General features: G+C 70.5%; 25 protein-coding genes and 1 riboswitch. Of the genes, 16 read left to right on the top strand and 9 right to left on the bottom strand.

Features of this window, described 5'->3' with window-relative positions; all coding sequences use genetic code 11:
* Window positions 1-15: 15 nt before the first annotated feature.
* The 6 genes from sdhA (at window position 16) to LJ657_RS07395 (ending at window position 4902) form a co-directional block, all read left to right on the top strand.
* Window positions 16-1770, top strand: coding sequence for a succinate dehydrogenase flavoprotein subunit (gene sdhA / locus LJ657_RS07420; protein WP_232647571.1), 1755 nt, complete (start codon window positions 16-18; stop codon window positions 1768-1770).
* Complete coding sequence (locus LJ657_RS07415) at window positions 1770-2543, top strand: succinate dehydrogenase iron-sulfur subunit (RefSeq protein ID WP_232647566.1); 774 nt, start codon at window positions 1770-1772, stop codon at window positions 2541-2543. The genes sdhA and LJ657_RS07415 overlap by 1 nt, the downstream gene beginning before the upstream one ends.
* Window positions 2544-2737: 194 nt before the next feature.
* Entirely contained in the window at window positions 2738-3148 is a 411-nt protein-coding gene (locus LJ657_RS07410; RefSeq protein ID WP_232647564.1) for a VOC family protein, read from the top strand.
* A 130-nt stretch (window positions 3149-3278) separates the two neighbouring features.
* Complete coding sequence (locus LJ657_RS07405; protein WP_232647562.1) at window positions 3279-3674, top strand: hypothetical protein; 396 nt, start codon at window positions 3279-3281, stop codon at window positions 3672-3674.
* Window positions 3671-4156: a thiol-disulfide oxidoreductase DCC family protein gene (locus tag LJ657_RS07400; protein WP_232647560.1), complete on the top strand. Its 486-nt coding sequence runs from the start codon at window positions 3671-3673 to the stop codon at window positions 4154-4156. The genes LJ657_RS07405 and LJ657_RS07400 overlap by 4 nt, the downstream gene beginning before the upstream one ends.
* Before the next feature lie 11 nt (window positions 4157-4167).
* The gene (locus tag LJ657_RS07395; protein ID WP_232647556.1) at window positions 4168-4902 is read left to right on the top strand and encodes a TetR family transcriptional regulator; all 735 of its coding nucleotides are present in this window, start codon (window positions 4168-4170) and stop codon (window positions 4900-4902) included.
* Between the two features lie 5 nt (window positions 4903-4907).
* On the opposite strand, the gene LJ657_RS07390 is transcribed toward LJ657_RS07395, so the two are convergent.
* Window positions 4908-7313 (bottom strand): MMPL family transporter, encoded by a 2406-nt coding sequence (locus LJ657_RS07390; RefSeq protein ID WP_232647959.1) that lies wholly within the window; start codon window positions 7311-7313, stop codon window positions 4908-4910.
* Between the two features lie 166 nt (window positions 7314-7479).
* Between LJ657_RS07390 and LJ657_RS07385 the strand changes: the two genes are divergently transcribed.
* Together LJ657_RS07385 and LJ657_RS07380 are read left to right on the top strand one after the other, a co-directional pair.
* Window positions 7480-8169, top strand: a complete 690-nt coding sequence (locus LJ657_RS07385; protein WP_232647554.1) for a response regulator transcription factor — start codon at window positions 7480-7482, stop codon at window positions 8167-8169.
* Window positions 8166-9614 (top strand): sensor histidine kinase, encoded by a 1449-nt coding sequence (locus LJ657_RS07380; protein ID WP_232647553.1) that lies wholly within the window; start codon window positions 8166-8168, stop codon window positions 9612-9614. Before LJ657_RS07385 ends, LJ657_RS07380 begins: the two co-directional genes overlap by 4 nt.
* Before the next feature lie 15 nt (window positions 9615-9629).
* Here the strand turns inward: LJ657_RS07380 and LJ657_RS07375 are convergent, their stop codons facing one another.
* The 4 genes from LJ657_RS07375 to LJ657_RS07360 form a co-directional block, all read right to left on the bottom strand.
* Complete coding sequence (locus tag LJ657_RS07375; protein ID WP_232647552.1) at window positions 9630-10031, bottom strand: ATP-binding protein; 402 nt, start codon at window positions 10029-10031, stop codon at window positions 9630-9632.
* Between the two features lie 96 nt (window positions 10032-10127).
* The gene (locus LJ657_RS07370; protein WP_232647551.1) at window positions 10128-11684 is read right to left on the bottom strand and encodes an ABC transporter substrate-binding protein; all 1557 of its coding nucleotides are present in this window, start codon (window positions 11682-11684) and stop codon (window positions 10128-10130) included.
* Window positions 11685-11899: 215 nt separating this feature from the next.
* Complete coding sequence (locus LJ657_RS07365) at window positions 11900-13141, bottom strand: metallophosphoesterase (RefSeq protein ID WP_232647550.1); 1242 nt, start codon at window positions 13139-13141, stop codon at window positions 11900-11902.
* Between the two features lie 51 nt (window positions 13142-13192).
* The gene (locus tag LJ657_RS07360; RefSeq protein ID WP_232647548.1) at window positions 13193-13432 is read right to left on the bottom strand and encodes an SCO4848 family membrane protein; all 240 of its coding nucleotides are present in this window, start codon (window positions 13430-13432) and stop codon (window positions 13193-13195) included.
* A 91-nt stretch (window positions 13433-13523) separates the two neighbouring features.
* Between LJ657_RS07360 and LJ657_RS07355 the strand changes: the two genes are divergently transcribed.
* Window positions 13524-14801: a D-alanyl-D-alanine carboxypeptidase family protein gene (locus tag LJ657_RS07355; RefSeq protein ID WP_232647547.1), complete on the top strand. Its 1278-nt coding sequence runs from the start codon at window positions 13524-13526 to the stop codon at window positions 14799-14801.
* On the opposite strand, the gene LJ657_RS07350 is transcribed toward LJ657_RS07355, so the two are convergent.
* Window positions 14749-15792 (bottom strand): YihY/virulence factor BrkB family protein, encoded by a 1044-nt coding sequence (locus LJ657_RS07350; RefSeq protein WP_232647545.1) that lies wholly within the window; start codon window positions 15790-15792, stop codon window positions 14749-14751. The genes LJ657_RS07355 and LJ657_RS07350 overlap by 53 nt on opposite strands.
* Before the next feature lie 219 nt (window positions 15793-16011).
* On the opposite strand from LJ657_RS07350, the gene dprE1 reads away from it, so the two are divergent.
* Window positions 16012-17373: a decaprenylphosphoryl-beta-D-ribose oxidase gene (dprE1, locus tag LJ657_RS07345; protein ID WP_232647544.1), complete on the top strand. Its 1362-nt coding sequence runs from the start codon at window positions 16012-16014 to the stop codon at window positions 17371-17373.
* Window positions 17374-17494: 121 nt separating this feature from the next.
* Window positions 17495-18250, top strand: a complete 756-nt coding sequence (dprE2, locus tag LJ657_RS07340; RefSeq protein ID WP_232647543.1) for a decaprenylphospho-beta-D-erythro-pentofuranosid-2-ulose 2-reductase — start codon at window positions 17495-17497, stop codon at window positions 18248-18250.
* A 33-nt stretch (window positions 18251-18283) separates the two neighbouring features.
* Here dprE2 and LJ657_RS07335 read toward each other — a convergent pair whose 3' ends face one another.
* Window positions 18284-18862: a 2'-5' RNA ligase family protein gene (locus tag LJ657_RS07335; RefSeq protein WP_232647542.1), complete on the bottom strand. Its 579-nt coding sequence runs from the start codon at window positions 18860-18862 to the stop codon at window positions 18284-18286.
* Window positions 18863-18999: 137 nt separating this feature from the next.
* Window positions 19000-20013 carry a tryptophan--tRNA ligase gene (trpS, locus tag LJ657_RS07330; protein ID WP_232647541.1) on the bottom strand — a complete coding sequence of 338 codons (1014 nt, stop codon included), beginning with the start codon at window positions 20011-20013 and terminating at the stop codon, window positions 19000-19002.
* Between the two features lie 131 nt (window positions 20014-20144).
* On the opposite strand from trpS, the gene LJ657_RS07325 reads away from it, so the two are divergent.
* From LJ657_RS07325 to LJ657_RS07315, 3 genes are all read left to right on the top strand, one after another.
* Window positions 20145-20705, top strand: a complete 561-nt coding sequence (locus tag LJ657_RS07325; protein WP_232647538.1) for an RNA polymerase sigma factor — start codon at window positions 20145-20147, stop codon at window positions 20703-20705.
* The gene (locus LJ657_RS07320) at window positions 20692-21654 is read left to right on the top strand and encodes a hypothetical protein (protein WP_232647536.1); all 963 of its coding nucleotides are present in this window, start codon (window positions 20692-20694) and stop codon (window positions 21652-21654) included. Before LJ657_RS07325 ends, LJ657_RS07320 begins: the two co-directional genes overlap by 14 nt.
* A 97-nt stretch (window positions 21655-21751) precedes the next feature.
* Entirely contained in the window at window positions 21752-22465 is a 714-nt protein-coding gene (locus LJ657_RS07315) for a hypothetical protein (RefSeq protein ID WP_372487822.1), read from the top strand.
* A gap of 55 nt (window positions 22466-22520) precedes the next feature.
* Here the strand turns inward: LJ657_RS07315 and LJ657_RS07310 are convergent, their stop codons facing one another.
* Entirely contained in the window at window positions 22521-23972 is a 1452-nt protein-coding gene (locus tag LJ657_RS07310) for a glycine hydroxymethyltransferase (RefSeq protein ID WP_232647533.1), read from the bottom strand.
* Window positions 23973-24015: 43 nt separating this feature from the next.
* Window positions 24016-24105, bottom strand: a riboswitch (ZMP/ZTP riboswitch).
* A 103-nt stretch (window positions 24106-24208) separates the two neighbouring features.
* Between LJ657_RS07310 and rocD the strand changes: the two genes are divergently transcribed.
* Window positions 24209-25414 (top strand): ornithine--oxo-acid transaminase, encoded by a 1206-nt coding sequence (rocD, locus tag LJ657_RS07305; RefSeq protein WP_232647532.1) that lies wholly within the window; start codon window positions 24209-24211, stop codon window positions 25412-25414.
* Between the two features lie 241 nt (window positions 25415-25655).
* Entirely contained in the window at window positions 25656-26498 is an 843-nt protein-coding gene (locus tag LJ657_RS07300) for a DMT family protein (protein WP_232647958.1), read from the top strand.
* Window positions 26499-26564 lie beyond the last annotated feature (66 nt).

Here is a 26564-nt window from a genome sequence, read left to right as displayed (position 1 = left end):
GCTGAGGCAACCACCATGAAGATCCACAAGTACGACACCGTCATCGTCGGCGCCGGCGGCGCCGGTATGCGCGCCGCCATCGAGTCGACGAAGCGCAGCCGCACCGCCGTGCTGACCAAGCTCTACCCCACCCGCTCCCACACGGGCGCCGCGCAGGGCGGCATGGCCGCCGCGCTGGCCAACGTGGAGGAGGACAACTGGGAGTGGCACACCTTCGACACGGTCAAGGGCGGTGACTACCTGGTCGACCAGGACGCCGCCGAGATCCTGGCGAAGGAGGCCATCGACTCCGTCCTCGACCTGGAGAAGATGGGCCTGCCGTTCAACCGGACGCCCGACGGGACGATCGACCAGCGGCGATTCGGCGGCCACTCCCGTAACCACGGTGAGGCGCCCGTCCGCCGCTCCTGCTACGCGGCCGACCGCACCGGCCACATGATCCTCCAGACGCTGTACCAGAACTGCGTGAAGGAGGGCGTGGAGTTCTTCAACGAGTTCTACGTCCTCGACCAGCTGATCACCGAGGTCGACGGTGTGAAGCGCTCGGCGGGCGTCGTCGCGTACGAACTCGCCACCGGTGAGATCCACGTCTTCCAGGCGAAGGCCGTGATCTACGCGTCCGGCGGCACCGGCAAGTTCTTCAAGGTGACGTCGAACGCGCACACCCTGACCGGTGACGGCCAGGCCGCCGTCTACCGGCGCGGGCTGCCGCTGGAGGACATGGAGTTCTTCCAGTTCCACCCGACCGGCATCTGGCGCATGGGCATCCTGCTGACGGAGGGCGCCCGTGGTGAGGGCGGCATCCTCCGCAACAAGGACGGCGAGCGCTTCATGGAGAAGTACGCGCCGGTCATGAAGGACCTCGCGTCCCGTGACGTCGTCTCCCGCTCCATCTACACGGAGATCCGCGAGGGCCGCGGCTGCGGTCCCGAGGGCGACCACGTCTACCTGGACCTCACGCACCTCCCGCCGGAGCAGCTGGACGCCAAGCTGCCCGACATCACCGAGTTCGCGCGCACGTACCTCGGTATCGAGCCCTACACGGACCCGATCCCGATCCAGCCCACCGCGCACTACGCGATGGGCGGCATCCCGACGAACGTCGAGGGTGAGGTCCTCAGCGACAACACGACGGTGGTCCCGGGCCTGTACGCGGCCGGCGAGGTCGCCTGTGTGTCGGTGCACGGCGCCAACCGCCTGGGCACCAACTCGCTGCTCGACATCAACGTGTTCGGCCGCCGGGCCGGCATCGCGGCGGCGGAGTACAGCCAGACGGCGGAGTACGTCGAACTCCCGGAGAACCCGGCGGAGCTGGTGGTCTCGCAGATCGAGCGGCTGCGTACGTCCACCGGTACCGAGCGCGTGGCGGTCCTGCGCCGCGAGCTGCAGGAGACCATGGACGCGAACGTCATGGTGTTCCGCACCGAGCAGACGATCAAGACGGCGGTCGAGAAGATCGCCGAGCTGCGCGAACGCTACAAGAACGTGTCGATCCAGGACAAGGGCAAGCGGTTCAACACCGACCTGCTGGAGGCCGTCGAGCTGGGCAACCTGCTCGACCTGGCCGAGGTCATGGCCGTGTCCGCCCTGGCCCGCAAGGAGTCCCGCGGCGGTCACTACCGCGAGGACTACCCGAACCGCGACGACGTCAACTTCATGCGCCACACCATGGCGTACCGCGAGGTGGGCGACGACGGCGCCGAGTCCATCCGTCTCGACTACAAGCCGGTCGTCCAGACCCGCTACCAGCCGATGGAGCGTAAGTACTGATGGCAACCCCGACTCTGGAGAAGGCGGACGCGGCCCCCGAGCCCGGCTTCGCCGACTCCCCGTACATCACCGTCACCTTCCGCGTCCGCCGGTTCAACCCGGAGGTCTCGGCCGAGGCGGTCTGGGAAGACTTCCAGCTGGAGATCGACCCCAAGGAGCGCGTCCTCGACGGCCTCCACAAGATCAAGTGGGACGTCGACGGCACGCTGACCTTCCGCCGCTCCTGTGCCCACGGCATCTGCGGCTCGGACGCGATGAGGATCAACGGCAAGAACCGTCTTGCCTGCAAGACCCTCATCAAGGACATCAACCCCGAGAAGCCGATCACGGTCGAGCCCATCAAGGGCCTGACGGTCCTGAAGGACCTCGTGGTCGACATGGAGCCGTTCTTCCAGGCGTACCGGGACGTCATGCCCTTCCTCATCACGAAGGACACGAACGAGCCCACCCGCGAGCGTTTCCAGACGGCCGAGGACCGCGAGCGCTTCGACGACACCACGAAGTGCATCCTGTGCGCCGCGTGCACGTCGTCCTGCCCGGTCTTCTGGAACGACGGCCAGTACTTCGGTCCGGCCGCCATCGTCAACGCGCACCGCTTCATCTTCGACTCGCGCGACGAGGCCGGCGAGCAGCGCCTGGAGATCCTGAACGACCGTGACGGCGTGTGGCGCTGCCGCACGACCTTCAACTGCACGGACGCCTGCCCGCGCGGTATCGAGGTCACGAAGGCGATCCAGGAAGTGAAGCGGGCACTGATCACGCGCCGCTTCTGACCTCCTTCCCGAGGTCTCCCGTACGTCGCGTACGTCGCTGAGGGCCCCGCTCCCGGAATCCGTTCCGGGGGCGGGGCCCTTGCTCGTACGCGTCCGCTGGGACCCGGCTCCACGAACGGTGTCGCTCGCCCCAATGAGTGACCCCGCACGGCCGGTCCCCACCGAGCGCGCGCCGCCCCTCCTATTCTGACGGTATGTCAGATGACCAGTCGTACGAACTGCTCGGATTCGACAACGTCCTGCTGCCCGTCGGGAACCTCGCCGTGGCGATCGATTTCTACGAGCGCGCCGGGTTCACGGTGGGCTTCCGGTTCGACGAGGCCGGGATCGCGCTGCTGAAGGTCGGGGGCGAGACACCGGGGCTTCTGCTGCGGCAGGAGGAGGAGCTGGGGCACCGGTCTCCGCCGTGGCCCTCGACGCGTGTGTGGATCGAGGTGGCCGACGCGCGGACCGCGGCCCGTTCCCTCGCCGCGGCGGGCATCCCGCTCCTCGACGACCCCTTCTCCGTCGCCACCGGCTGGACCGCCGAGATCGCCGACCCGTGGGGGAACGTCATCGGGTTCACGGACTACAGCAAGCGCCCGGAACTCGGCCGCAGGCCCTGAGGCCGCGGACCCCCCGAGCCACCCCCGCGATGCCGCGTCTCGCGATGCCCCATCCGACTTGAACGTGTTCAAAAACAGGTCTACAGTCACCCCTGTCAGCGTTTTGAACGCGTTCAAGAAGGGGTGGGGCATGGACCGCACGGTCATCGCCTACGTCATCTACCTGCTGGTCAGCATCGCGCTGACCATCTGGGTGGCCCGCACGCTCAGCCGCAACGGGCGGATCTTCCTCGCCGACGTGCTGAAGGGGAACGAGAAGCTCGCCGAGGCCGTCAACCACCTCCTGGTGGTCGGCTTCTACCTCGTCAACCTCGGCTTCGTCGCCCTGTACCTGAGCGGCGACGAGACCATCGAGGACACCCGGGAGATCTTCGAGGCCCTGTCGACCAAGCTCGGCGTGGTGCTGCTGGTGCTGGGTGTGATGCACCTGGGCAACGTGTACGTCCTCAACAGGATCCGGCGGCGCGGGATGCTGGAGCGGGAGCAGGTGCCGCCGGTCGCGCCGCAGGACTGGGTCGGGGCATGAGCGAGGCGACTGCCACGAAGGCGGACCGGGTCCCGGTCCGCCGGCTCACCGTTCTGTACGACGCCGAGTGCGCGCTCTGCGCCTTCCTGCGCGACTGGCTGGTACGGCAGCCGCAGCTGGTGCCGCTGGAACTCGTGCCCGCGGCATCGGAGGAGGCCCGGCGGCGCTTCCCCGGCCTCGACCACGGCGCCACCCTCGACGAGATCACCGTCGTCGGCGACGCGGGGCAGGTCTACCGGGCGGCCGCCGCCTGGATCGTCACCCTGTGGGCGCTGCGCGAGCACCGGCCGCTCGCCCACCGGCTCAGCACGCCGTCGGGGGCGAGGCTCGCCAGAGGGGCGGTCCTCGCGGCCGCGAAGTGGCGGGGCGCCATGTGGGGCGGGCAGGTGTACCGCCGCGCGGACGGGTGGGCCTACCAGCCGGGGCAGGGCTGGACGTACAGCGCACCGGGCTGCGACGGCGGCTCCTGTGCCACCCCGTAGGCTCTCTTTCCGTGCCTGCGAAGAACGACGGCCCCGACGAGGGCGGCAACCCCAGCAAGTCCGAGCAGACCCGTGCGCTGATCCTGGAGACCGCGATGCGGCTGTTCCAGGAGCGGGGCTACGAGAAGACGACGATGCGGGCCATCGCCCAGGAGGCCGGGGTCTCCGTCGGCAACGCGTACTACTACTTCGCCGGCAAGGAACACCTGATCCAGGGGTTCTACGACCGGCTGGCCGCCGAGCACCGGGCGGCGATCCGGGAGGTCCTGGACCGGGAGACCGACCTGGAGGCGCGGCTCGCGGGCGTCCTGAAGACGTGGCTGGACATCGCCACGCCGTACCACGAGTTCGCGGTCCAGTTCTTCAAGAACGCCGCCGACCCGGACAGCCCGCTCAGCCCGTTCTCCGAGGAGTCGGAGCACGCACGCGTGGAGGCCATCTCCGTCCACCGGGAGGTGCTGGAGGGAGCGACGAAGACCAAGGTCCCGGAGGAACTCCGCGATGTCCTGCCCGAGTTGATGTGGCTCTCCCAGATGGGACTGGTCCTGTACTGGATCTTCGACCGGACCGAGGGCCGGGAGCGGAGCTACCGGCTGGCCGAGCGGGGGGCCCGGCTGACGGCCCGTGGTGTGTCGCTGGCCAGGTTCCGAGTGCTGCGGCCGCTGGTGCGGGAGGTGCACGAGCTGTTCACGGACTTCCTGCCGGGGATGACGAAGGTGCTGCCGACCCCCGGCAAGTCGTCCTGACGCGGTCAGTTCACCGCGTCCACCTCCCCCTCCGCCAGCTCCACGTCGTACACCAGTGGTCCGCCCGCCACCACGACCTGTGCCGCCCGTGAGCCGTACGCCGTCGCCGTCGTCGCCAGCAGATAGGTCCCCGGCGCCGGTACCGACACGATGTACGAGCCGTCCGCCAGTGACGTCACCCCGTCCAGCCGCCGCCCGCCCTTCGACAGCAGCATCACCGAGGCGCCGTCCACCGGTTCGCCGTCAGCGGTGCGTATGAAGCCGTGGACCACGGAGGCCGGGCCGTCCGAGGCCGGCGCTTCGAATCCCTCCTCTTTCGACTCGACCGCCAGGTGCGGAAGCCGTTTCTCCAGCCACTCCGGCAGCCACCAGTTGGAGTTCCCCAGCAGATGCATCGCGGCCGGCACCAGTGCCGTACGGAGGATGAACGCGTCCAGGGCCACCGCGGCGGCCAGGCCCACGCCCGCCATCGCCGCCCCCGAGTCACCGCTCAGGACGAAGGCCAGGAACACGCAGACCATGATCAGGGCCGCGGAGTTGATGACCCGGCTGGTCTCCGCCAGGCCGACGCGCACCGCGCGCGCGTTGTCGCGCGTGTGCACCCACTCCTCGTGCATCCGGCTCACCAGGAACACCTGGTAGTCCATCGAGAGGCCGAAGAGGAGGGACAGCATGATGACCGGCAGGAAGGCGTTGATCGGGCCCTCCTTGCCCAGGCCCAGCAGATCCAGGCCCCAGCCCCACTGGAAGACCGCGACGAGGACGCCGAAGGAGGCCGCCGCGGCGATCAGGTTCATCAGGGCGGCCGTCAGCGGTACCACCAGGGAGCGGAAGGCGATCAGCAGGAGCAGGAAGCCGAGGCCGATGATCGTCGCGATGAACAGCGGCAGGCGGTCGCCGGTGACGGAAGCGAAGTCCTTGGACACCGCCGTCACACCGCCGACATGGGCCTGGGCCCCGGCCTTCGGGATCACCCGGTCCCGCAGGGTGTCGATCAGATCGTCCGTCTCCTTGGACTGCGGTGACGTCTTCGGTACGACCTGGATGACCGTCACGCCCTGCGCGGGCGGCAGTGCGGCCACTCGGGCCACCCCGGGGGTCGACTCGATGCCCTTGACCAGGGTGGCGGTGTCACCGCTCACGCTGACCACCTGGAGCGGGCCGTTGAAGCCGGGGCCGAAGCCCTCGGCGAGCAGGTCGTACGCCTTCCTGGTGGTCGTCGAGGCGTCGTCGTTGCCCTGGTCGGTGGCGCCGAGACGGAGCGACAGCACCGGAATGGCGAGGACGGCCATGACGACCAGGGCGAGTGCCGCGATCCTGCGGGGGCGCTTCTCGACGTTCGTCGACCAGCGGGCCGCGAGGCCGCTCGCCCGCTCCGGCTCGGGGCCCTCGGCCGCCAGGCGGCGGCGCTGGCGGCGGCTGAGCACCCGCGGGCCCAGGAAGCCGAGCAGGGCCGGGAGCAGGGTGGTGGCGGCCATGACGCTGAGCACGACCGTCAGGGACGTTCCGATGACCACCCCGTCCAGGAAGCGCAGCTGCGTCACGAGCATCCCGGCGAGTGCGATGCAGACCGTGCCGCCCGCGAACAGCACCGCCCGGCCCGAGGTGTTGAGGGCCGTGACCGCGGACTCCTCGGGGTCAAGGCCCCGCAGGATGCCGCGCCGGTGCCGGGTCACGATGAACAGCGCGTAGTCGATGCCGACGCCGAGGCCGATCAGGGAGGCGAGCAGCGGGGCGATGTCGGGGATGTCGGTGGTGTGGCTGAGCAACTGGGTGGAGAACAGGCCCATACCGACGCCGAAGACCGCGATGGCGATCGGCAGCATCATCGCGAAGAACGAGCCGAAGGCCAGGAACAGCACGACGGCAGCCGCGACGATGCCGACCATCTCCGACAGACCCTGCGGCGGCGCCTGGACGCGCTGGATGGCCTGGCCGCCCAACTCGACCTGCAGACCGCCCTTCTCAGCCGCCCGCGCGGTGTCGACGACCTTCTGGACGAGATCCTTGGGCACCTCGTTCGCACGCTTGGCGAAGGTCAGCTGGGCGTACGCGATCTTGCCGTCACCGCTGATCTGCGCGGCTCCCCGGGCTCCGGTGTACGGGCTGGTCACCGCGCCCACGCCGGTCATCTTCGCGATCCTGTCGAGGGCGGGCGTGATCCGGGAGCGGACCGCCTGGTCCCTCACCGAGCCCTGGTCGGTCTTCCACACCACCGTGTCGGTGTCGCCCGAGGTGTTCGGGAAGGCCTTCTCCATCAGGTCGTACGCGCTCTTGGAGTCCGTGTCCGGGAGGGAGAAGACGTTCGCGTAGTTCGTTCCCGCCGTCGAGGCCGAGAAGCCCAGGCCGAACAGCGCCCCCACCCACAGCAACAGGACCACCAGCCGGTGCCGATAGCACCACCGTGCCAATGCCGTCACGATTCAACGCTCCTTGTCGGTCGTCGGTCGGTCCCCCAGGTCCTGGGCAACAGGATTGGGGGCGCGGCTCGCGCGAGGGTGGGCTGCGCCATGACTCTCAAGGAACTCCAAAGACGGATCCGGCCCCACTGTCAGTGCCCCGCCCGATACTGGGGGCATGACGACGGCTCCAGGCACCGTGCTGGTGGTGGAGGACGAGCCGAGCATCGCGGACGTCCTCGCCATCGCCCTGCGCTACCACCGGTTCGAGGTGATGATCGCGGGCACCGTCCGCGAGGCCCTCGCGCTCGCCGAGCGCACCCGGCCCGACGCGGCGCTGCTCGACGTCATGCTCCCGGACGGGGACGGGCGGGCGCTGGGGCGCGAACTGCGCGCCAGGCGGCCCGACCTGGCGCTGGTCTTCCTGACCGCGCGCGACTCGCCCGCCGAGGTCGTCGGCGCCCTCGGCTTCGGCGACGACTACATCACCAAGCCGTTCAACATCGACGAGGTCGTCGCCCGCATCACCGCGGTGCTGCGGCGCACCCGCACGGCCGACGTCCTGCCGCAGCGGCCCCCGCTGCGCTACGGCGACCTTGAGCTGGACGAGACGACGTACAGCGTCCACCGCGCCGGCCGCACCGTCGAGCTCACCCCCACCGAGTACGCCCTGCTGCGCTTCCTGGTGCGCAACGGCGGCCGGATCGTGCCCAAGGAACAACTCCTGCGCCATGTCTGGCAGTACGAGCACACCCCGCCCGAGTCGACCGTCGTGGAGACCTACATCAGCTATCTGCGGCGCAAGCTGGACGCGCTCGGCCCGCCGATGATCACCACGCGGCGTGGTGTGGGATACGGGCTGGCATGAGGATCCGGTGGCCGCACTGCGAGCGCGGCATCCATTCGCTGCGCGCCAAGCTGACGCTTGCGAACGTCGCGCTGCTGGCCCTCGGCATCGTCGCGGCGACCGCGGTCAGCCTGATGGGCATGCGGTACTACCTGCTGAACCAGGTCGACGCCAACCTCAACAAGACCCGGCAGTCGCTGGGCGGTTCGCTCACGATGGACCAGATCGACGCGCTGGGCGCGCTGGCGATCGTCCGCGACCGGTTCCTGCCGCAGCACGACGAACAGGCCCGGCCGGACTCGATCCTCACCGCCGTCGACGCGCACGGGAAACCGGTCTCCCTGGCCCGTTTCGCACCGACGGACACCCAGCGCGCCCTCGCGAGCGCGGTGGACGATCCCCGCGCCCTCGCCGCGGCCGCCGACCCGCACGACATCGAGGTGCACGGCGCCCGCTACCGCGCCACCGCGACCCGCCTCGCCGACGGCACGTACATCCTGTTCGCCACCTCCACGGACGCCCTCCACAACGGCATGCTCAAGGCCCTCAAGCTCGACCTCGCCATCGGCACGCTGCTGCTGGCGCTGCTGGCCTGGCTCACGATGATGAGCGTCAGCCGCCGGATGCGGCCGCTGGAGGACATGGTGGAGACGTCGACGGCGATAGCCGAGGGCGACCTGACCCGGCGCGTGCCCTCCAGCCACCATCCGACCGAGGAGGTCGAACAGCTGCGGCTCGCCCTCAACTCGATGCTCCACCAGGTGGAGTCGGCGTACCGCACGCGCGAGCACAGCGCGGCCCAGCTGCGCCGCTTCGTCGCCGACGCCTCGCACGAGCTGCGCACCCCGCTGTCCGCGATACGCGGCTATCTCCAGCTGTACGACAAGGGCATGCTCAGCGACCCGGACGAGCGCAAGCGGGCCTGGGAGCGGGTGCTGGCGGAGACGGACCGCATGGGGCGGCTGGTCGACGAACTGCTCACCCTGGCCCGGCTCGACCAGCAGCCCGAACTGCGCTTCCGGAACGTCGACGTGAGCCGCCTGGTGCGGGACGCGGCCGAGGACCTGCGGGTGCAGCAGCCGGACCGGCCCATCAAGGTCGCGGCCGACGGCTCCGTGCTGGTGCACGCCGACGAGTCGGGGCTGAGACAGGTGCTGGGCAACCTGGTGGGCAACGTACGCACGCACACGCCCGCGGACGTGGCGGTGCGGCTGGGTGTGGAGCGGGAGGACGGGGTCGTACGGGTGTGTGTCGCGGACGAGGGTCCGGGGCTGTGCGAACAGGACGCGGCGCGGGTCTTCGACCGCTTCTTCCGGGCCGGCGGCGGTGCGGGCAGCGGGCTGGGCCTGGCGATCGTGCAGGGGGTGGTGCAGGCGCACGGCGGGGAGGTCGCGGTGTGCACGTCACCGGGCCAGGGTCTGGCCGTGACGGTCACGCTGCCGTCCCGTACGGCGGAACGGACGTAACTCTCCCATCGGTGTTCAGCCGTTGGTCATGACGAGGGCCCACACGGTCTTGCCGTGGCGCCCTCTGCTCCACACCCCCCAGGCCGCGGCGACGGTCTCCACCAGATGCAGGCCGCGGCCGCTCTCCTCCCGATCGCCGACCAGCCGTAATCGGGGTTCCAGCTGCCCTTCGTCCGAGACCTCGATGAGACAGGAGCCGTCGGCGAGTGCGGTCACAGCCACCTCGAACTCCCGCTCCAGGAGCGGCCCATGGCGTACGACGTTGGTCGCCGGCTCGGACACCAGCAGTACCGCGTCCGCCAGCGCCGGATCGTCCGGGCCGTGCCCCCAGTCGGCCAGATGGTCCCGGACCCGGCGTCTGGCCAGAGCGACGGATGCCGGATGCCGGGGCAGCCGGAAGGAGTTGCGTCTCAACACGTCTGCTCCTCACCCCGCGCACACCTCCGTCACATGGCCGTGCGTCAGGTGAGCGTCCGACGTCACCGGGGCGAATGTCAACGCCGCGCGTTCGCGTCAGATCCAGTTGAGGGTCCAGAGCCTGAACACACCGGTGCCGTCGTCGAGATACTGGCCGCCGCCGACGTCCTCGGTGCTCAGGACGTACTCCTTGCCCTGCCACAGCGGGATGACCGGCACGTCGTGGGCGACGTCCTGCTGCAGCGTGCTGAAGTCCGAGGCGGCGTCGCCGCGGTCGGCGTACCGCTGGCTGGCCTGAATCAGCTGGTCGACGGCCTTGTTGCTGTAGCCGGTGTTCATGGTTCCCTTGGTGCCGACGAGCGGCGCGCCGAAGGTGTCGGGGTCCGGGTAGTCGGCGACCCAGCCGACGGCGTACGCGTCCAGCTTGCCGGTGGCCCAGGCCTCCTGGAAGGCGGTCCACGCGTAGCCCTTGAGGGTCACCTTGAACAGGCCGCTCGCCTCCAGCTGCTTCTTGATGGCCGTGGCCTCCGCCTCGGAGGAGCCGCGGTTCTCGGCGTAGCCGTAGGTGAAGCGGACCGGCGTCGTCACCCCGGCCGCGGTGAGCAGGGCCTTCGCCCTCTTCGCGTCCTGCTTCGGGTAGGCGTCGAAGAAGGACGTGGTGTGGCCGGTGATGCCCGTCGGGATCAGCGAGTACAGCGGGTCGACGGTCCCCTCGTACACCGTGGCGGCCAGCTCCTCGCGGTCGATCAGCCACGCCATGGCCTGCCGGACCCTGCTGTCGTGCAGGGGCGCGTTCGCGCGGGTGTTGAGGTAGAGGTTGCGGGTCTCGGAGCTGTCGGACTCGGAGAGGCGCTGGTTCGGGTCGCTCGCCGAGAGCCCGGACAGGACCTTGGGCGGCAGCTGGCGGGTGGCGACGTCGATCCGCTTCGCGTTCCAGGCCTTGTCGAGGGCGTCCGAGTCGACGTAGTAGAGCAGGTCGACGGGCCGGCCCGTCTTCTGGACGGCGCCCTGGTAGCGCGTGTTCGGCGCGAGAGCCGCCTTCTTGCCCTTCGTGTACGCCGTCAGCTCGTACGGGCCGGTGCCGTCGGCGCCGGGGTCGGTCCTCAGGTGTTTCTTCGGGTACTTCTGGCTGTCGACGATCGAGCCCGCCCCGGTGGCCACCTTGAACGGGAACGTGGCGTCGGGCGAGGACAGGTGGAAGGTGACCGTCAGGCCGCTCGCGTCGACCGAGCGGAGCGTGCTCAGCAGCGAGGACGGGCCGACGTCGGACTTGATCGCCTTGACCCGGTCGAAGGAGTACTTGACGTCCTCGGCGGTCATCGTGCGGCCGCTGGGGAAGGCGAGTCCCGTGTGCAAGGTGCAGCGGTAGGTGGTCAGTTGACTGCCCACGAAGTCGCAGCTCCTGGCCGCGTCCGGCACCGGTGAGGCGCCGCCCGGCTCGAAGGTCAGCAGTGACTGGAAAACGTTGCTGAACAAAGCCCAGGATCCCGCGTCGTAGGCGCCGGCCGGATCGAGCGAGGTGACCTCGTCCGTCGTGCCGACCTCGATGGTCCTGGCCGTGTTCTCCTGCGACGGCAGCAGCTGCCAGCCGCCCACCGCCACACCCGCCAGTACCAGTAGCGTCGCAAGAATCCGCATGCGAACCGAGCGCATCGGTTGCCCTCCCCGGGCCCGACAGGCCCCACCCCACATGCCACTCCCCTAGTGGCGGGGCTCACCTAATCACAGGAGTTTCACCTGGGGGAAGAGGGATTTGACGAGTTGAGAAAGAACTTACCGCAAGGGGTTTCCGTCATGTTTCACAAGGCCCGCACAGGGTCTGCTGCGCACGGTTTCAGCCAGCGTTTTCTATCGGGCTCGCCGCCGGCTCAGGCGTGCGTCGACGCCAGTTCGATCACGGTGATGTCCGACGGTGCGCCCACGCGCGTGGGCGGCCCCCAGGCGCCCGCGCCCCGGCTGACGTAGAGCTGCGTGTCGCCGTACCGCTCCAGGCCCGCGACGGTCGGGTTCGCGGCGGCCGCGATGAAGTTGCCGGGCCAGAGCTGGCCGCCGTGGGTGTGGCCGGAGAGCTGGAGGTCGACGCCGTGCCTGACGGCGTCGTGGATCTGGACCGGCTGGTGGGCGAGGAGCACGCACGCGCGTGCCGTGTCCCGGTCGCCGAGCGCCTTGGTGAAGTCGGGGCCCTGGCCCTCGCTCTCGCCCGCGATGTCGTTGACACCGGCGAGGTCGAACCAGGGCAGCTCGGTCCGGGCGTTCTCCAGCGGGTGCAGCCCGAGCCGCCGTACCTCCTCGACCCACTGCGCGGCGCCGGAGAAGTATTCGTGGTTGCCGGTGACGAAGTAGGAGGGGGCCTTGAACTGCGACAGCGGTGCCGCCGCGGGGCCGAGGTTCTTCACGCTGCCGTCCACCAGGTCGCCGACGACCGCGACGATGTCCGGCTGGGTGGAGTTGATCGTGTCGACGACCTTCTGGGCGAAGCCCCGGCCGAGGATCGGGCCCAGGTGGATGTCGCTGACCACGGCGATGCGGTAACCGTGTGCCGCGCGCGGGAGCTTGGCGAGCGGCACGGTGACGCGCTTCACACTCGGACCGCGCAGGACGCCGTACGTGCCGTAGCCGACCGTTCCGACGGCGGCGGCGGTGGCGGCTCCCGCTACGACGCGGGAGACGAAGAGGCGGCGGGACGGCTCCGCGAGCGGTGCGGGCCCGGCGTCGGCCGCCGGCGTCTTCGGCGGTACCGATCCCGCCGGTACCGGCTGCGGCTGGGGTACGGCCGTTGTGGCGCGCGCCCGCCGTTCCAGCAGGCGGCGCAGCAGGGGCCGTACGACCTCGCCCGCGACGACGGCCAGCAGCAGATAGATCGACAGCGCCAGCCACAGGAAGCCCGGCCAGGCCAGGACCTGCTGCAGCCAGAAGGGCGCGCCCGCGCGCTCGCCCACGACGGCGCCGACCGCCAGCACCCAGCCACCCGCGATCCCCACCGCACCCGCGCGGCGCGCGAGGCCGGGGCCCCGGGTGGTGTCGCGGAACAGACGGCGCCACAGGTACCAGTTGCCCGTGACGAGAACGCCGAGCGCGAGGAGCGCGAGTACCCCGAAGACGACGACCATCGTGCCGTGACCCCCGTTGCCGGTTCTGCCGTTTGTGTGTATTTGCCGCCGTTATGAGGTCTGGCGCAAAGCACGCAGTCCGCGCAACCCGATGCCCCCGATGACCGTCCCCAATACGAAGGAGACGACGGCGAGCGTCAGATGCACCCAGAAGTACGCCGTCGGGTGACCGTGGTCGAACGCGAGCCCGCTGCCGTCCTTGATGAGATTTTTAACGAAAGTGACCCAGATGACCCAGGACCACACCCCGAAGGCGAGCAGGAACCAGGAGACCGGGCGGCTGAGCTTCATGAGTTCAGTATCACCGCCGCCCGTTCCGTTCCGTGCCCGGGGTGGGGTGGGAGGCGGGACTTCACGGCCCGTGCCATGTACTTTCTCGTCCGTGTCCGCTCCCCAGAAGACCGTCAGGCGATCCCTGCTGGTCACCTCCGCCGTCCTGTCCTCGTTCGCGCTGACCGCGCCCGTCTCCTTCGCAGCCCCGAGTCCCTCGCCGAGTCCGACGGTCACTCCGCCGGCGGACATGTCGTCCGTGGGCGGCGCCCGTCTCGGGCAGCCGGGCACACAGGTCGATCTGGGCAGCGGCGCCCCCGTGCTCCCCAAGGACATCACCGCGCGCTCGTGGATCGTCGCCGACGCCGAGTCGGGTGAGGTGCTCGCCGCGCACAACGCGCACTGGCGGCTGCCCCCGGCGAGCACGATGAAGATGCTGTTCGCGGACACGGTGCTGCCCAAGTTCCCGAGGACCCAGCAGCACGAGGTGGCGCCCTCCGACCTGGCGGGCATGGGTGCCGGGTCCAGCATGGTCGGGATAAAGGAAGGCGAGACGTACACGGTGCGCGACCTGTGGCTCGGCGTCTTCCTGCGCTCGGGCAACGACGCCGTGCACGTGCTGTCGGCGATGAACGGCGGCGTGGAGAACACCGTCAAGGAGATGAACGAGCACGCCGAGGAGCTCCAGGCCCTCGACACCCACGTGGTTTCGCCCGACGGGTACGACGCCCCGGGGCAGGTCTCGTCCGCGTACGACCTGACGCTGTTCGCCCGCTCCGGGCTGCAGAAGAAGGACTTCCGCGAGTACTGCTCGACGGTGCGCGCCGACTTCCCGGGCGACACGACGGAGAAGAAGGGCAAGTCGGTCCGTGAGTCCTTCGAGATCCAGAACACCAACCGGCTGCTGAGCGGCGACTCCGACGTCCCCGTCTACCAGGGCATCGCGGGCGTCAAGAACGGCAACACGACGAACGCGGGCGCGACCTTCACCGGTGTCGCCGAGCGGAACGGCAGGGTGCTGCTGGTCACCGCCATGAACCCGCAGAAGGGCGAGCACAACGAGGTCTACAAGGAGACCGCCAGGCTCTTCGACTGGGGCTTCCAGGCGGCCGGGAAGGCTCGGCCGGTGGGTGAGCTGGTGGCGCCGAGGAGCGCCGCGCAGTCGGGCGGTCGGTCCGGCGGGAACACGTCGGCGGGCCAGACGGGCGAGGCCGCCGGCAAGGCGTCCGGTTCGCCGGTGGCGAGCGCCTCGGCCGCGGGACGCTCCGGCGGCATGGGGGTTGCCTTCGCCATAAGCGGTGGGGTGCTGGTGCTGCTCGCGGCGGCCGCGTTCCTGGTCAACCGCCGCTGGCCGCTGCCCGATCTGGTACGCCGCCGGTCCCGTCCGTGAACTCTTTCCGCTCGGGCCCCTCGGCACCCTCGTCCCGCTGATCCTGTTCGGCCAGCTGGACCCGCTCGTCCTGCTGGACCCGCTCGTCCTGCTGGACCCGCTCGCCCTGCTGGGCCCGCTCGCCCTGCTGGGCCCGCTCGCCCTGCTCGCTCGGCGTCGCCGTCCAGGAGGCGCAGAACAGGACCAGCTTCGAGGTGAAGTTGATCCACAGCAGCAGGGCCACGGGCACGCCGAACGCGCCGTACATGCTCTTCGCCGCCACGCCCTGCATATAGCCGCTCAGCAGCGTCTTCAGCAGCTCGAAGCCGACCGCGCCGATCAGCGCGGCGACCGTCAGCCGGCGGCGCGTCGGTTCGACGCCGGGCAGCAGGGTGAGGACGTACAGGAGCAGCAGGAAGTCGGCGAGCACGGCGACGGCGAACGCGGCGACGTACAGCAGCGCCCCGCCCCAGCCGCCGTTGTCGATACCGGTCTGCCGGGTGATCCAGCCGACCATCGCGGAGGCGACGGTGGAGGCGGCGATCGTGACGAGGACGGCGCCGCCGAGACCGACGAGGATGCCCAGGTCCTTGGCCTTGCGCAGGAAGGGGTTCTCCTCCTCGTCGGGCAGCTCCCACACCGCGCGCAGGGAGTCGCGCATCGAGCCCGCCCAGCCGATGCCGGTGAACAGCAGGGCGGCGGCCGCGATGAGGCCGATGGTGCCGGCGTTCTGGACCAGGTTCTGGATGTCGAGCTGGTCGGAGATGCCGGGCACCTGCTCGGCGAGCTTGCTCTGCAGGTCGTTCTGCTGCTGCTTGCTGAGTGTGGCGGCGGCGATCGCGGCGGCCACGGTGAGCAGCGGGAACAGCGCGACGAAGCTCGTGAACGTCATCGCGGCGGCCAGCCGGGTCCACTTCACCCGGTCCAGACGTTCGTACGACCGCCACGCGTGCGTGAGCACGAGGCGCGCCACCAGCGGCCCGACGACGGGGAGTTTCTTCAGCCAGTCCATGATCAGACTCTCCCCCAGGTGTGGAAGACCAATGTGCGAGTACCCCGAAAACCGGGCACAGTGCCGTGCGGCGGTCGGTGCGAGCGCGCCGAGGGCTCCTCATTTCAGCCGAGGGCTCCTCATTTCATCAGTGAGCGACATCCCATTAATCGCCCATTTCGGGTAGAAGAGTCATGTTTCAATGCTGGCCGGTTATATAGGGGCGATACGGTCACCGATATGTCTGCCGACACCGCTCCGGTCACCGTCACCGTCACCGGCTGGGGCCTCACCGCTCCCACCGCGGCCCATGTGATCCGCCCACGGACGTACGAGGAGGCCGCGGCCGCCGTCCGGGCCTGCGGGGTCCGCGGCGGCATCCCCCGGGGCCTGGGACGGGCGTACGGGGACGCGGCGCAGAACGCCGGCGGGGCGGTGCTCGACATGACGGGCGTGGACCGCATCCACGCGATCGACGCCGACGGCGGCACCGTGCTGTGCGACGCGGGCGTCTCCCTGCACCGTCTGATGGAGGTGCTGCTGCCGCTGGGCTGGTTCGTGCCGGTGACGCCCGGAACGCGCCATGTGACGGTCGGCGGTGCGATCGGCGCGGACATCCACGGCCGCAACCACCACGTCTCCGGCTCCTTCTCCCGGCACGTCCTGTCGCTGGAACTCCTCACCGCCGACGGCGGGATCCGCACGGTGAGCCGCGGCACTCCCCTGTTCGACGCCACCACCGGCGGCATGGGCCTGACCGGAGTGATCCTCACGGCCACCGTCCGGCTCCTGCCGGTCGAGACCTCCCTGCTGTCGGTGGCCACGGAGCGCGCCACGGACCTCGACGACCTGATGGCGCGCCTGACGGCCACCGACCACCGCCACCGCTACTCGGTCGCGTGGATCGACCTGCTGGCCCGCGGCGCGGCGACGGGACGCGCGGTCCTCACCCGCGCCGACCACGCCCCGCTCGACGCACTGCCCGCACGCGCGCGTAGAGCGCCACTGGCGTTCCGCACCTTGCAGTTCCCTCCTGTCCCCGCCCACCTCCCTCAGGGCCTGCTCGGCCGCACCACCGTGGGCCTCTTCAACGAACTCCGGTACCGGACGGCGCCACGCGCGCGTACCGGCCGACTTCAGCGGATCTCCACCCTCTTCCACCCCCTGGACGGCGTGCCGCACTGGAACCGCGTCCACGGCCGTGGCGGCTTCGTGCACTACCAGGTCGTCGTCGGACGCGGCCAGGAGGACGCCCTGCGCCGGATCGTGCGGCGCATCTCCGCGCGGCGCTGCCCGGCCTTCCCGGCCGTCCTCAAGCGCTTCGGAGAGGCCGCCCCGGGGTGGCTCTCGTTCCCCGTGCCCGGCTGGACGCTCGCCCTGGACCTGCCCGCGGGCCTGCCCGGCCTCGGCGCCTTCCTCGACGAACTCGACGAGGAGGTCGCCACGGCCGGCGGCCGCGTCCACCTCGCCAAGGACTCCCGCGTGCGCCCCGAACTCCTCGCCGCGATGTACCCGCGCCTCGACGACTTCCGGGCCCTGCGCGCAGAACTCGACCCGCGCGCGGTGTTCACGTCCGACCTGTCCCGCCGACTCGCCCTCTGAGCCCCGAGGAGGTGTCGTTCAGGGGCTCCGGCGGAGGCCCCACGGCCCCGCCCGGCGCGGCCAGGACGCACCGCTCCCCACAGCCGACCCGATCCGAACAACACCCCTAGGAGCTGCTGTCGTGAAGGACGCCTTCGGCCTCCCCCAGTCCCTGCTCGTCCTCGGCGGTACGTCCGAGATCGCGCTCGCCACGGCCCGACGTCTCATCGCGCGCCGCACGCGCACGGTGTGGCTCGCGGGACGCCCCTCGCCCGCCCTGGAGCAGGCCGCGGAGCAACTCCGCGGCCACGGCGCCGACGTGCACACCGTCGCCTTCGACGCGCTCGACCCCGACTCCCACGAGACGGCCCTCGGCAAGGTCTTCGCGGAGAGCGACGTCGACATGGTGCTGCTCGCCTTCGGGATCCTCGGCGACCAGGCGCGCGACGAGCGTGAACCGGCCTGGGCGGTGCGCGTCGCACAGACCAATTACACGGGCGCGGTGTCGGCGGCCCTGGTGAGTGCCCGCGCGCTGCAGACGCAGGGCCACGGCTCGCTGGTGGTGCTCTCCTCCACCGCGGGCGAGCGGGCCCGCCGCAGCGATTTCATCTACGGCTCCAGCAAGGCCGGCCTGGACGTCTTCACGCAGGGCCTGGGCGACGCGCTGTACGGAACGGGCGTGCACGTCATGCTCGTACGCGCCGGGTTCGTACGGTCGAAGATGACCGCCGGTCTCGAGGAGACACCGCTCGCGACGACCCCGGAGGCGGTCGCGACGGCCGTCGAACTGGGACTGCGGCGGCGCTCGGAGACGGTGTGGGTGCCCGGCACGCTGCGCGTGGTGATGTCGGCGCTGCGGCACGTGCCGCGCGGGCTGTTCCGCCGGTTGCCCCTGTAGTTACCGCGCACCCCCTGGTTGCCGCGCCCCGAATCACCGGGTCGGCAGGGAGCCGCGCTCCACGTGCCCGGCCTGCGGCGGCACCACGGAGCCCCCGAAGGCGTACTCCCGCAGCTTGCGCCACACGCCGTCCGCGCCCTGCTCGTAGAGGGCGAAGCCGGTGCATGGCCAGCCGGCCTCGTAGCCGGCGAGCTCCTCGAAGGCGCGGTCCATCGCCTCGTCGTCGATGCCGTGCGCCACCGTGACATGCGGGTGGTACGGGAACTGCAGTTCACGCGGTACGGGGCCGGCGGGGTCGCGGAGCTGCTTCTGCAACCGGGTGCAGGCCTCGGCGCCCTCGGCGATCCGCACGTAGACGACGGGTGACAGGGGCCGGAAGGTGCCCGTGCCGGACAGCCGCATCGGGAACGGGCGGCCGGCCGCGGCGACCTCGGTCAGGTGCTCCTCGACGGCCGGCAGGTCGCCGCCGTCGATCTCGGTCGGCGGCAGCAGGGTGACATGCGTGGGGATGCCGTGAGCAGCGGCGTCGCCGAAGCCCGCGCGCAGCTGTTGGAGCAGGCTGCCGTAAGGCTCCGGGACCGCGATCGACACGCCGATCGTTACGGTCCCCACGTCGTCTCCTGTCGTCGTGACGGTCTTGTTCTCAGCCGTCGGCTACCGACTGTACGGCCACGGCTGTGTCGCGGGCAGGCGCAACCGCAGTGATGTGGAGCGCTCTGACCAGTGGTCCGTGCGCGCGCCGGTGTGCGTCAGTGCTTGGCGGGCAGGAAGCCCACCTTGTCGTAGGTCTGGGAGAGGGTCTCCGCGGCGACCCCGCGCGCCTTCTCCGCGCCCTTGGCCAGCACCGAGTCCAGCGTCTCCGGATCGTCCAGGTACTGCTGGGTGCGCTCCCGGAAGGGCGTCACGAACTCGACCATGACCTCGGCGAGGTCGGTCTTGAGCGCGCCGTACATCTTGCCCTCGTAGTCCCGCTCCAGCTCGGCGATCGACCTGCCGGTGAGGGTCGAGCAGATGGTGAGCAGGTTGCTGACACCGGGCTTGTTCTCGGCGTCGTAGCGGATGACGGTGTCCGTGTCCGTGACCGCGCTCTTGACCTTCTTCGCGGTGGCCTTCGGGTCGTCGAGGAGGTTGATGAGGCCCTTCGGCGTGGACGCCGACTTGCTCATCTTGATCGACGGGTCCTGCAGGTCGTAGATCTTCGCCGTCTCCTTGAGGATGTACGGCTTGGGGATCGTGAAGGTGTCGCCGTAACGGCCGTTGAAGCGCGTGGCGAGGTCGCGGGTGAGCTCGACGTGCTGGCGCTGGTCCTCGCCGACCGGGACCTCGTTGGCCTGGTAGAGCAGGATGTCGGCGACCTGGAGGATCGGGTACGTGAACAGGCCGACGGAGGCGCGGTCGGCGCCCTGCCGGGCGGACTTGTCCTTGAACTGGGTCATGCGGGAGGCCTCGCCGAAGCCGGTGAGGCAGTTCATGACCCAGGCCAGCTGGGCGTGCTCGGGCACATGGCTCTGGACGAAGAGCGTGCAGCGCTCCGGATCGAGACCGGCCGCGAGCAGCTGGGCGGCGGCCAGCCGGGTGTTCGCCCGCAGCTCCGCCGGGTCCTGCGGAACGGTGATCGCGTGCAGGTCGACGACCATGTAGAACGCGTCGTGGGACTCCTGCAGGGCCACCCACTGGCGGACGGCGCCGAGGTAGTTGCCGAGGTGGAACGAGCCTGCGGTGGGCTGGATTCCGGAGAGCACGCGAGGTCGGTCAGAGGCCATGTTCACCATTCTCTCAGGTCTGTCGAGGCGATCCGGAACTGGTCGGAAACAGGTGGGAACCGATCCGTCTTCCGCGGTGTAACAAGAGTGTGAGAACGCGGGAGGGGGGCCGCATCATCGATGAGGCCGCGGTGATCGCACGTGTACGCGCCGGGGAACCGGAGGCGTATGCGGAGCTGGTGCGGGCCCATACGGGGATCGCGCTCAGGGCGGCCGCGGCGCTCGGGGCGGGTGCGGACGCGGAGGACGTGGTGCAGCAGGCCTTCGTCAAGGCGTACTGCGCGCTGGGCAGGTTCCGGGACGGCGCGGCCTTCAAGCCGTGGCTGCTGTCGATCGTCGCCAATGAGACGAGGAACACAGTGCGTACGGCGGCGCGGCAGCGCACGCTCGTCGGCCGGGAGGCGGCCTTCGTGGAGGCGGAGCCGCTGATACCGGAATCGGCGGACCCGGCGGTGGCGACGCTGGAAGGTGAGCGCCGTGCGGCGCTGCTGTCCGCCCTGGAGAAGCTGAGCGAGGAGCACCGCCTGGTCGTCACCTACCGCTATCTCCTGGAGATGGACGAGCCCGAGACGGCCCAGGCGCTGGGCTGGCCCCGCGGGACGGTCAAGTCCCGCCTGAACCGCGCTCTGCGCAAGCTGGGCCGACTGCTGCCGGATTTCAGGCCTCGGGAAGGGGGTGATGAGCGTGGGTGAGGGACGCGGTGCGTACGAGGGTGAGGGCGGCCGTGGTCCGGGGCCACGCGGGCGTGACCGCGGGAGGGCGCGCGAGGGCGGACCGTCGCGGCTGCCGGAGGAGCTGCGGGCCCTCGGCCGCTCGCTGGACGCGCCCGGGAGCGACGGCGCCGACGGTTCTCTCGGCGCCGAGACGATGGTGGAGCGGGTGCTGGGGCAGATACTGGCCGAGCATGTGCCGGTGCCGGTGGCCGGGCCGCGGGGCAGCCGTGAGCGACTGGGTGCGGTCCGGCGTTGGACCCGGCTGCGGTGGCGCTCGCTGACCGCGGTCCTGTGCGGTCTGCTGACGGTTCTCGTGCTCACGCCCCCGGTGCGGGCCGCGGTCTTCGACTGGTTCGGCTTCGGCGGGGTCGAGGTGCGGTACGACCCGTCGGCGGTGCCTTCGCCGGGCGCCTCGGTGCCGGGCTGCGGCAGATCGGTGTCGCTCGGGCAGGCCGAGCACCGGGCGGGCTTCGAGCCGCTGGTGCCGGACGCGTTCGGCGCGCCGGACACGGTGACGGTGACGAGCGGGCCGCACGGGCGGTTCCTGGTGAGCCTGTGCCGGCGGGAGCGCGGGCACACGGTCCGGCTGGACGAGTTTCCGGAGCGGCTGGACGTCGGCTTCACCAAGGTCCTGCGCGAGGCGCCGGAGTGGATCGGGCTGGGCGCAGAGCCCTCGGCGGCCGGTGTGCAGGACTACGCCCTGTGGTTCCCCCGCCCCCACCTGCTGAGCTTCTGGCTGGTCGACGCGGACGGGAACCGTTTCACCCGCAGGGAGCGGACCGCGGGGCCGACGCTGCTGTGGACCCACCGGACCGGCGCGGGGGCCGTGACACTCCGGTTGGAGGGGATGGCGTCCAAGCGCCGGGCCGTGGAGATCGCCAAGTCGCTCGAAGCGCCCTCCGAGTCGTCGGAGAAGCCTTCCAAATAGTTCACGGACGGTGGGAACCCCGGCAGGGCGGGCGGTGTACCAGAAGTGACACGCGGCCCGGGGCGGGCTGCAGGGGACCGACTGGCTGGGGGACGGAATGCGTGGGTGGAGGCACAGGGCTCATGAACTGGCCGCGCTGACAGGGGCGTTGGCGTTGGTACTCGCTGCAGCGCAGACGCGAGCGCAGGCGGACGGTCGGGACATGCCCGACCTGGCGATGATCATCGCGGGTGGCACAGGGCAGACGGTGGTGCTGCGGTCGGGCGAGCCTGCCTTCGCCCACCTGCGGCAGCTGCTGCAGCCCGCCTACACCGGAACGGAGCGGGTGCCGGTGGCCTGGACCGAGGACAGTCAGCCGCCCGTGGTCTTCACCGTGGTCTGGGGACTCACGGGAGTCGGAGGCTGGCCCCGGACGAACCGGCCGCCGGGTGGAGACGTGGCCGTCGAGCGGCAGGACCAGCTGTTCGTGGCGGCGGACGGCACGCCCTGGATACGGACGGATCCGTCGCCGGAAGTGCAGGACGACGACATCCGCTGGCACCGCGCGCCACGTTCGATCTTCGTGCAGCTGGAGCGGGAGAAAGTGCTCGCCGGGCTCGGGCAGGGAGCCGCTGCGGCCGGTCCCGCCGGGGACGCCGCCTCGATGGCAGGGGCCGGTCGGGACACGGGCAGTGCCTGGTGGGTGGTGCCGGGACTGGCGGTGGGGCTCGCGACCGGAGCCGGCGGCACGCTGCTGATACGCCGCGCGACGGCCCGACAGGGTGCCGGACCGCCGCGGGAGGAGCCACGACAGGAGCTCATCGATCTCTGAGAATCACCGATCTCCGAAGGTCGACGATCTTTGAAAACTCAAGAGAGAGCGTGGATCAGCCGAGGTCGATCTCCGGGTACAGCGGGAAGCCGGCCACGAGGTCGGTGGCGCGGCGGGAGATCTCGTCCGCGATCTTCGGTTCGAGGACGTGCTGGGCCTTGGACGGGGCGCCCGACTTGGTGGTGCCCGGCTCGGTGGTGGTGAGGACGCGGTCGATGAGGCCCGCGACCTCGTCCATCTCGGCGGTGCCCAGGCCACGCGTGGTCAGGGCGGGGGTGCCGATGCGGATGCCTGAGGTGTACCAGGCGCCGTTGGGGTCGGCGGGGATGGCGTTGCGGTTGGTGACGATGCCCGAGTCGAGCAGGGCCGCCTCGGCCTGGCGGCCGGTGAGGCCGTAGGAGGAGGCGACGTCGATCAGGTTGAGGTGGTTGTCCGTGCCGCCGGTCACCAGGGTCGCGCCCCGGCGCATCAGGCCCTGCGCCAGCGCCCGTGAGTTGTCGACGATGCGCTGGGCGTAGTCCTGGAAGGAGGGCTGACGCGCCTCGGCGAGAGCGACGGCCTTGGCGGCCATGACGTGCGGGAGCGGACCGCCGAGGACCATCGGGCAGCCACGGTCGACCTGGTCCTTGAGGGAGTCGTCGCACAGGACCATGCCGCCGCGCGGGCCGCGCAGCGACTTGTGGGTGGTGGTGGTGACGATCTGGGCGTGCGGGACCGGGTCGAAGTCGCCGGTCAGCACCTTGCCCGCGACCAGGCCGGCGAAGTGCGCCATGTCCACCATCAGGGTCGCACCGACCTCGTCGGCGATCTCGCGCATGATGCGGAAGTTCACAAGACGCGGGTAGGCGGAGTAGCCGGCGACGATGATCAGCGGCTTGAACTCGCGGGCGGAGACGCGCAGGGCCTCGTAGTCGATGAGGCCGGTGGCGGGGTCGGTGCCGTAGGAGCGCTGGTCGAACATCTTGCCGGAGATGTTCGGGCGGAAGCCGTGGGTGAGGTGGCCGCCGGCGTCCAGGGACATGCCAAGCATGCGCTGGTTGCCGAAGGCCTGGCGGAGCTCTGCCCAGTCGGCCTCGGTGAGGTCGTTGACCTGGCGGACGCCGGCCTTCTCCAGGGCGGGGGTCTCGACACGCTGGGCGAGGACCGACCAGAAGGCGACGAGGTTGGCGTCGATGCCGGAGTGCGGCTGGACGTAGGCGTGGCGGGCGCCGAAGAGCTCCTTGGCGTGTTCGGCGGCGAGGGACTCGACGGTGTCGACGTTGCGACAGCCGGCGTAGAAGCGGCGGCCGATGGTGCCCTCGGCGTACTTGTCGCTGAACCAGTTGCCCATCGCGAGGAGGGTGGCCGGGGAGGCGTAGTTCTCGGAGGCGATCAGCTTGAGCATCTCGCGCTGGTCGTGCACCTCCTGGCCGATGGCGTCGGCGACGCGCGGCTCGACGGCGCGGATCACGTCGAGGGCGGCACGGAAGGCGGTGGACTCGGTGGAGAGGGGCTGCTGCTCTGACATGTCGTCGGCCTCCGGGTGGCGTGGCTTGAAGCGTTCACGGTGCACGGTTGGCCCAGGCGCACGGCACTCGCTCACTCGCAGGCCGCTCCCCGATGGTCGGTCCCATCCCAGCGCGCCAGTCACGGCCCGCAGGTCAGCCTACCGGGCGCGCCGGAACGCGGAGGTCCCGCGTCCACCATGCGAGCGAGGATAAGAAAGGGGCACCCGCACCGCACCTGGCACCTTCGGGAGATCCCGTGACCGCTACGGAGACACTCATCGCCGCCGCCGACGCGCACAGCGCGCACAACTACCACCCATTGCCCGTGGTCGTCGCCTCGGCGGACGGGGCGTGGATGACGGATGTCGAGGGACGGCGCTATCTGGACCTGCTGGCCGGTTACTCGGCGCTCAACTTCGGCCATCTCAACCGGCGGCTGGTGGAGGCGGCGAAGGCGCAGCTGGAGCAGGTGACGCTGACGTCGAGGGCGTTTCATCACGACCGGTTCGCGGCGTTCTGCTCCGAACTCGCCGAGCTGTGCGGCATGGAGATGGTGCTGCCGATGAACACCGGCGCGGAGGCGGTGGAGACGGCCGTGAAGACGGCCCGCAAGTGGGGGTACCGGGTCAAGAAGGTGCCCGCGGAGATGGCGAAGATCGTGGTCGCGGGCAACAACTTCCACGGCCGTACGACGACCCTCATCAGCTTCTCCACCGATCCGGAGGCGCGGGCGGAATTCGGTCCGTACACGCCGGGCTTCGAGATCGTGCCGTACGGGGATCTGACGGCGATGCGGTCGGCGGTCACGGAGAACACGGTGGCCGTGCTGCTGGAGCCGATCCAGGGCGAGGCCGGGGTGCTGGTGCCGCCGGCCGGTTATCTGCCGGCGGTGCGGGAGCTGACGCGCGAGCGGAACGTGCTGTTCGTGGCGGACGAGATCCAGTCGGGGCTGGGGCGGACCGGAAAGACCTTCGCGTGCGAGCACGAGGGCGTGGTGCCGGATGTGTATGTGCTCGGGAAGGCGCTGGGCGGCGGGATCGTGCCGGTGTCGGCCGTGGTGTCGTTGGCCGATGTGCTCGGCGTGTTCCGGCCCGGTGAGCACGGTTCGACCTTCGGCGGGAATCCGCTGGCCTGTGCCGTGGCGCTGGAGGTGATCGCGATGCTGCGGACGGGCGAGTTCCAGGCGCGGTCCGCGGAGCTGGGCGGTCATCTGCACCGGGAACTGGGGGCGTTGACCGGCACGGGGCGGGTGACGGCGGTGCGCGGGCGGGGTCTGTGGGCGGGCGTCGACATCGCGCCGCGGTACGGCACGGGGCGGGAGGTCTCGGAAAAGCTGATGGAGCGGGGGGTGCTGGTGAAGGACACGCACGGGCCGACGGTGCGGATCGCACCGCCGTTGGTGATCGGGAAGGAGGATCTGGACTGGGGGCTCGCGCAGTTGCGGGCTGTACTCGGGCTCTGAGCGGCTCCGCCGTGATCGGATAGCCCGTCGAGGGGCTTCGGAGCGATGGTGGAAATCTGCCACCCGGGTCGTGGACGGTGGTTCGGGGAAGCCGAGCCGGGCGGCAGGAGAGGCAGGGGCAACGCCCCTCTCCCCCAGGCACCTTGTGCCCATGGGGACAGCCAACAGATCGGTGAGAGTGGACGCCTGGGAATCGCCGCTTCCTGTGCGCTTCCCCTACAGTCGCTTTGTGATCTTTGGGATGGTGTGCGCGCTGGGCGCGGCGGTCTGCTTCGGAACCGCGACGGTCTTGCAGGCGGTCGCGGCGCGATCAGCCGGTACGGGTGGGGGCGGAGAGGCGGCGCTGCTGCTGCGGGCGTTGCGGCAGTGGCGCTATCTGGCGGGGCTGGGACTGGACGGGCTGGGGTTCCTGCTCCAGATCGTCGCCCTGCGCTCGATCCCCATCTACGCGGTCGCCGCGGCGCTCGCGGCCAGCCTGGCGGTGACCGGGGTGGTCGCGGCGCGACTGCTGCAGGTGCGGCTGAGCGGGACGGAGTGGGGTGCCGTCGGGGTGGTGTGCGCCGGGCTCGCCATGCTGGGGCTGGCGTCCGGGGCCGAGGGGCATCGCGAGGGGTCGACGGCGCTGAAGTACGCGATGCTCGCGATCGCCGTCGCGGTGCTGCTGCTCGGTCTGTTCGGGGGGCGTTGGTCCGGGCGGGGGCGGGCGCTGGTGCTCGGGCTGGGGGCCGGGTTCGGGTTCGGGGTGGTGGAGGTGTCGGTGCGGCTGATCGACTCGCTCGCACCGTCGGAGCTGCTCACCAACCCGGCGACATACGCCCTCGTGATCGGCGGAGGAGCTGCCTTCCTGCTGCTGACGTCGGCCTTGCAGCGTGGCTCGGTGACCACCGCCACCGCCGGGATGGTGATCGGCGAGACGATAGGGCCCGCGGCGGTGGGCGTGGTGTGGCTCGGTGACCGTACCCGGGAGGGGCTCGCCTGGCTCGCGGTGCTGGGGTTCGTGATCGCCGTCGCGGGAGCTCTGGCGCTGGCGCGGTTCGGGGAGGCGCCGACGACGGACGCCCCGACAACGGAGGCGGCGGCCTGAGCCAATGCCCGCCCGGCTGCTTGTCCACTGGTAAATGCGATGCATGGTCATTTATACGCGGTCGTT

Source organism: Streptomyces guryensis (genome assembly GCF_021261325.1).
Classification (GTDB): Bacteria; Actinomycetota; Actinomycetes; order Streptomycetales; family Streptomycetaceae; genus Streptomyces; species Streptomyces guryensis.
This window is presented reverse-complemented; position numbering and strand designations above follow the sequence as displayed.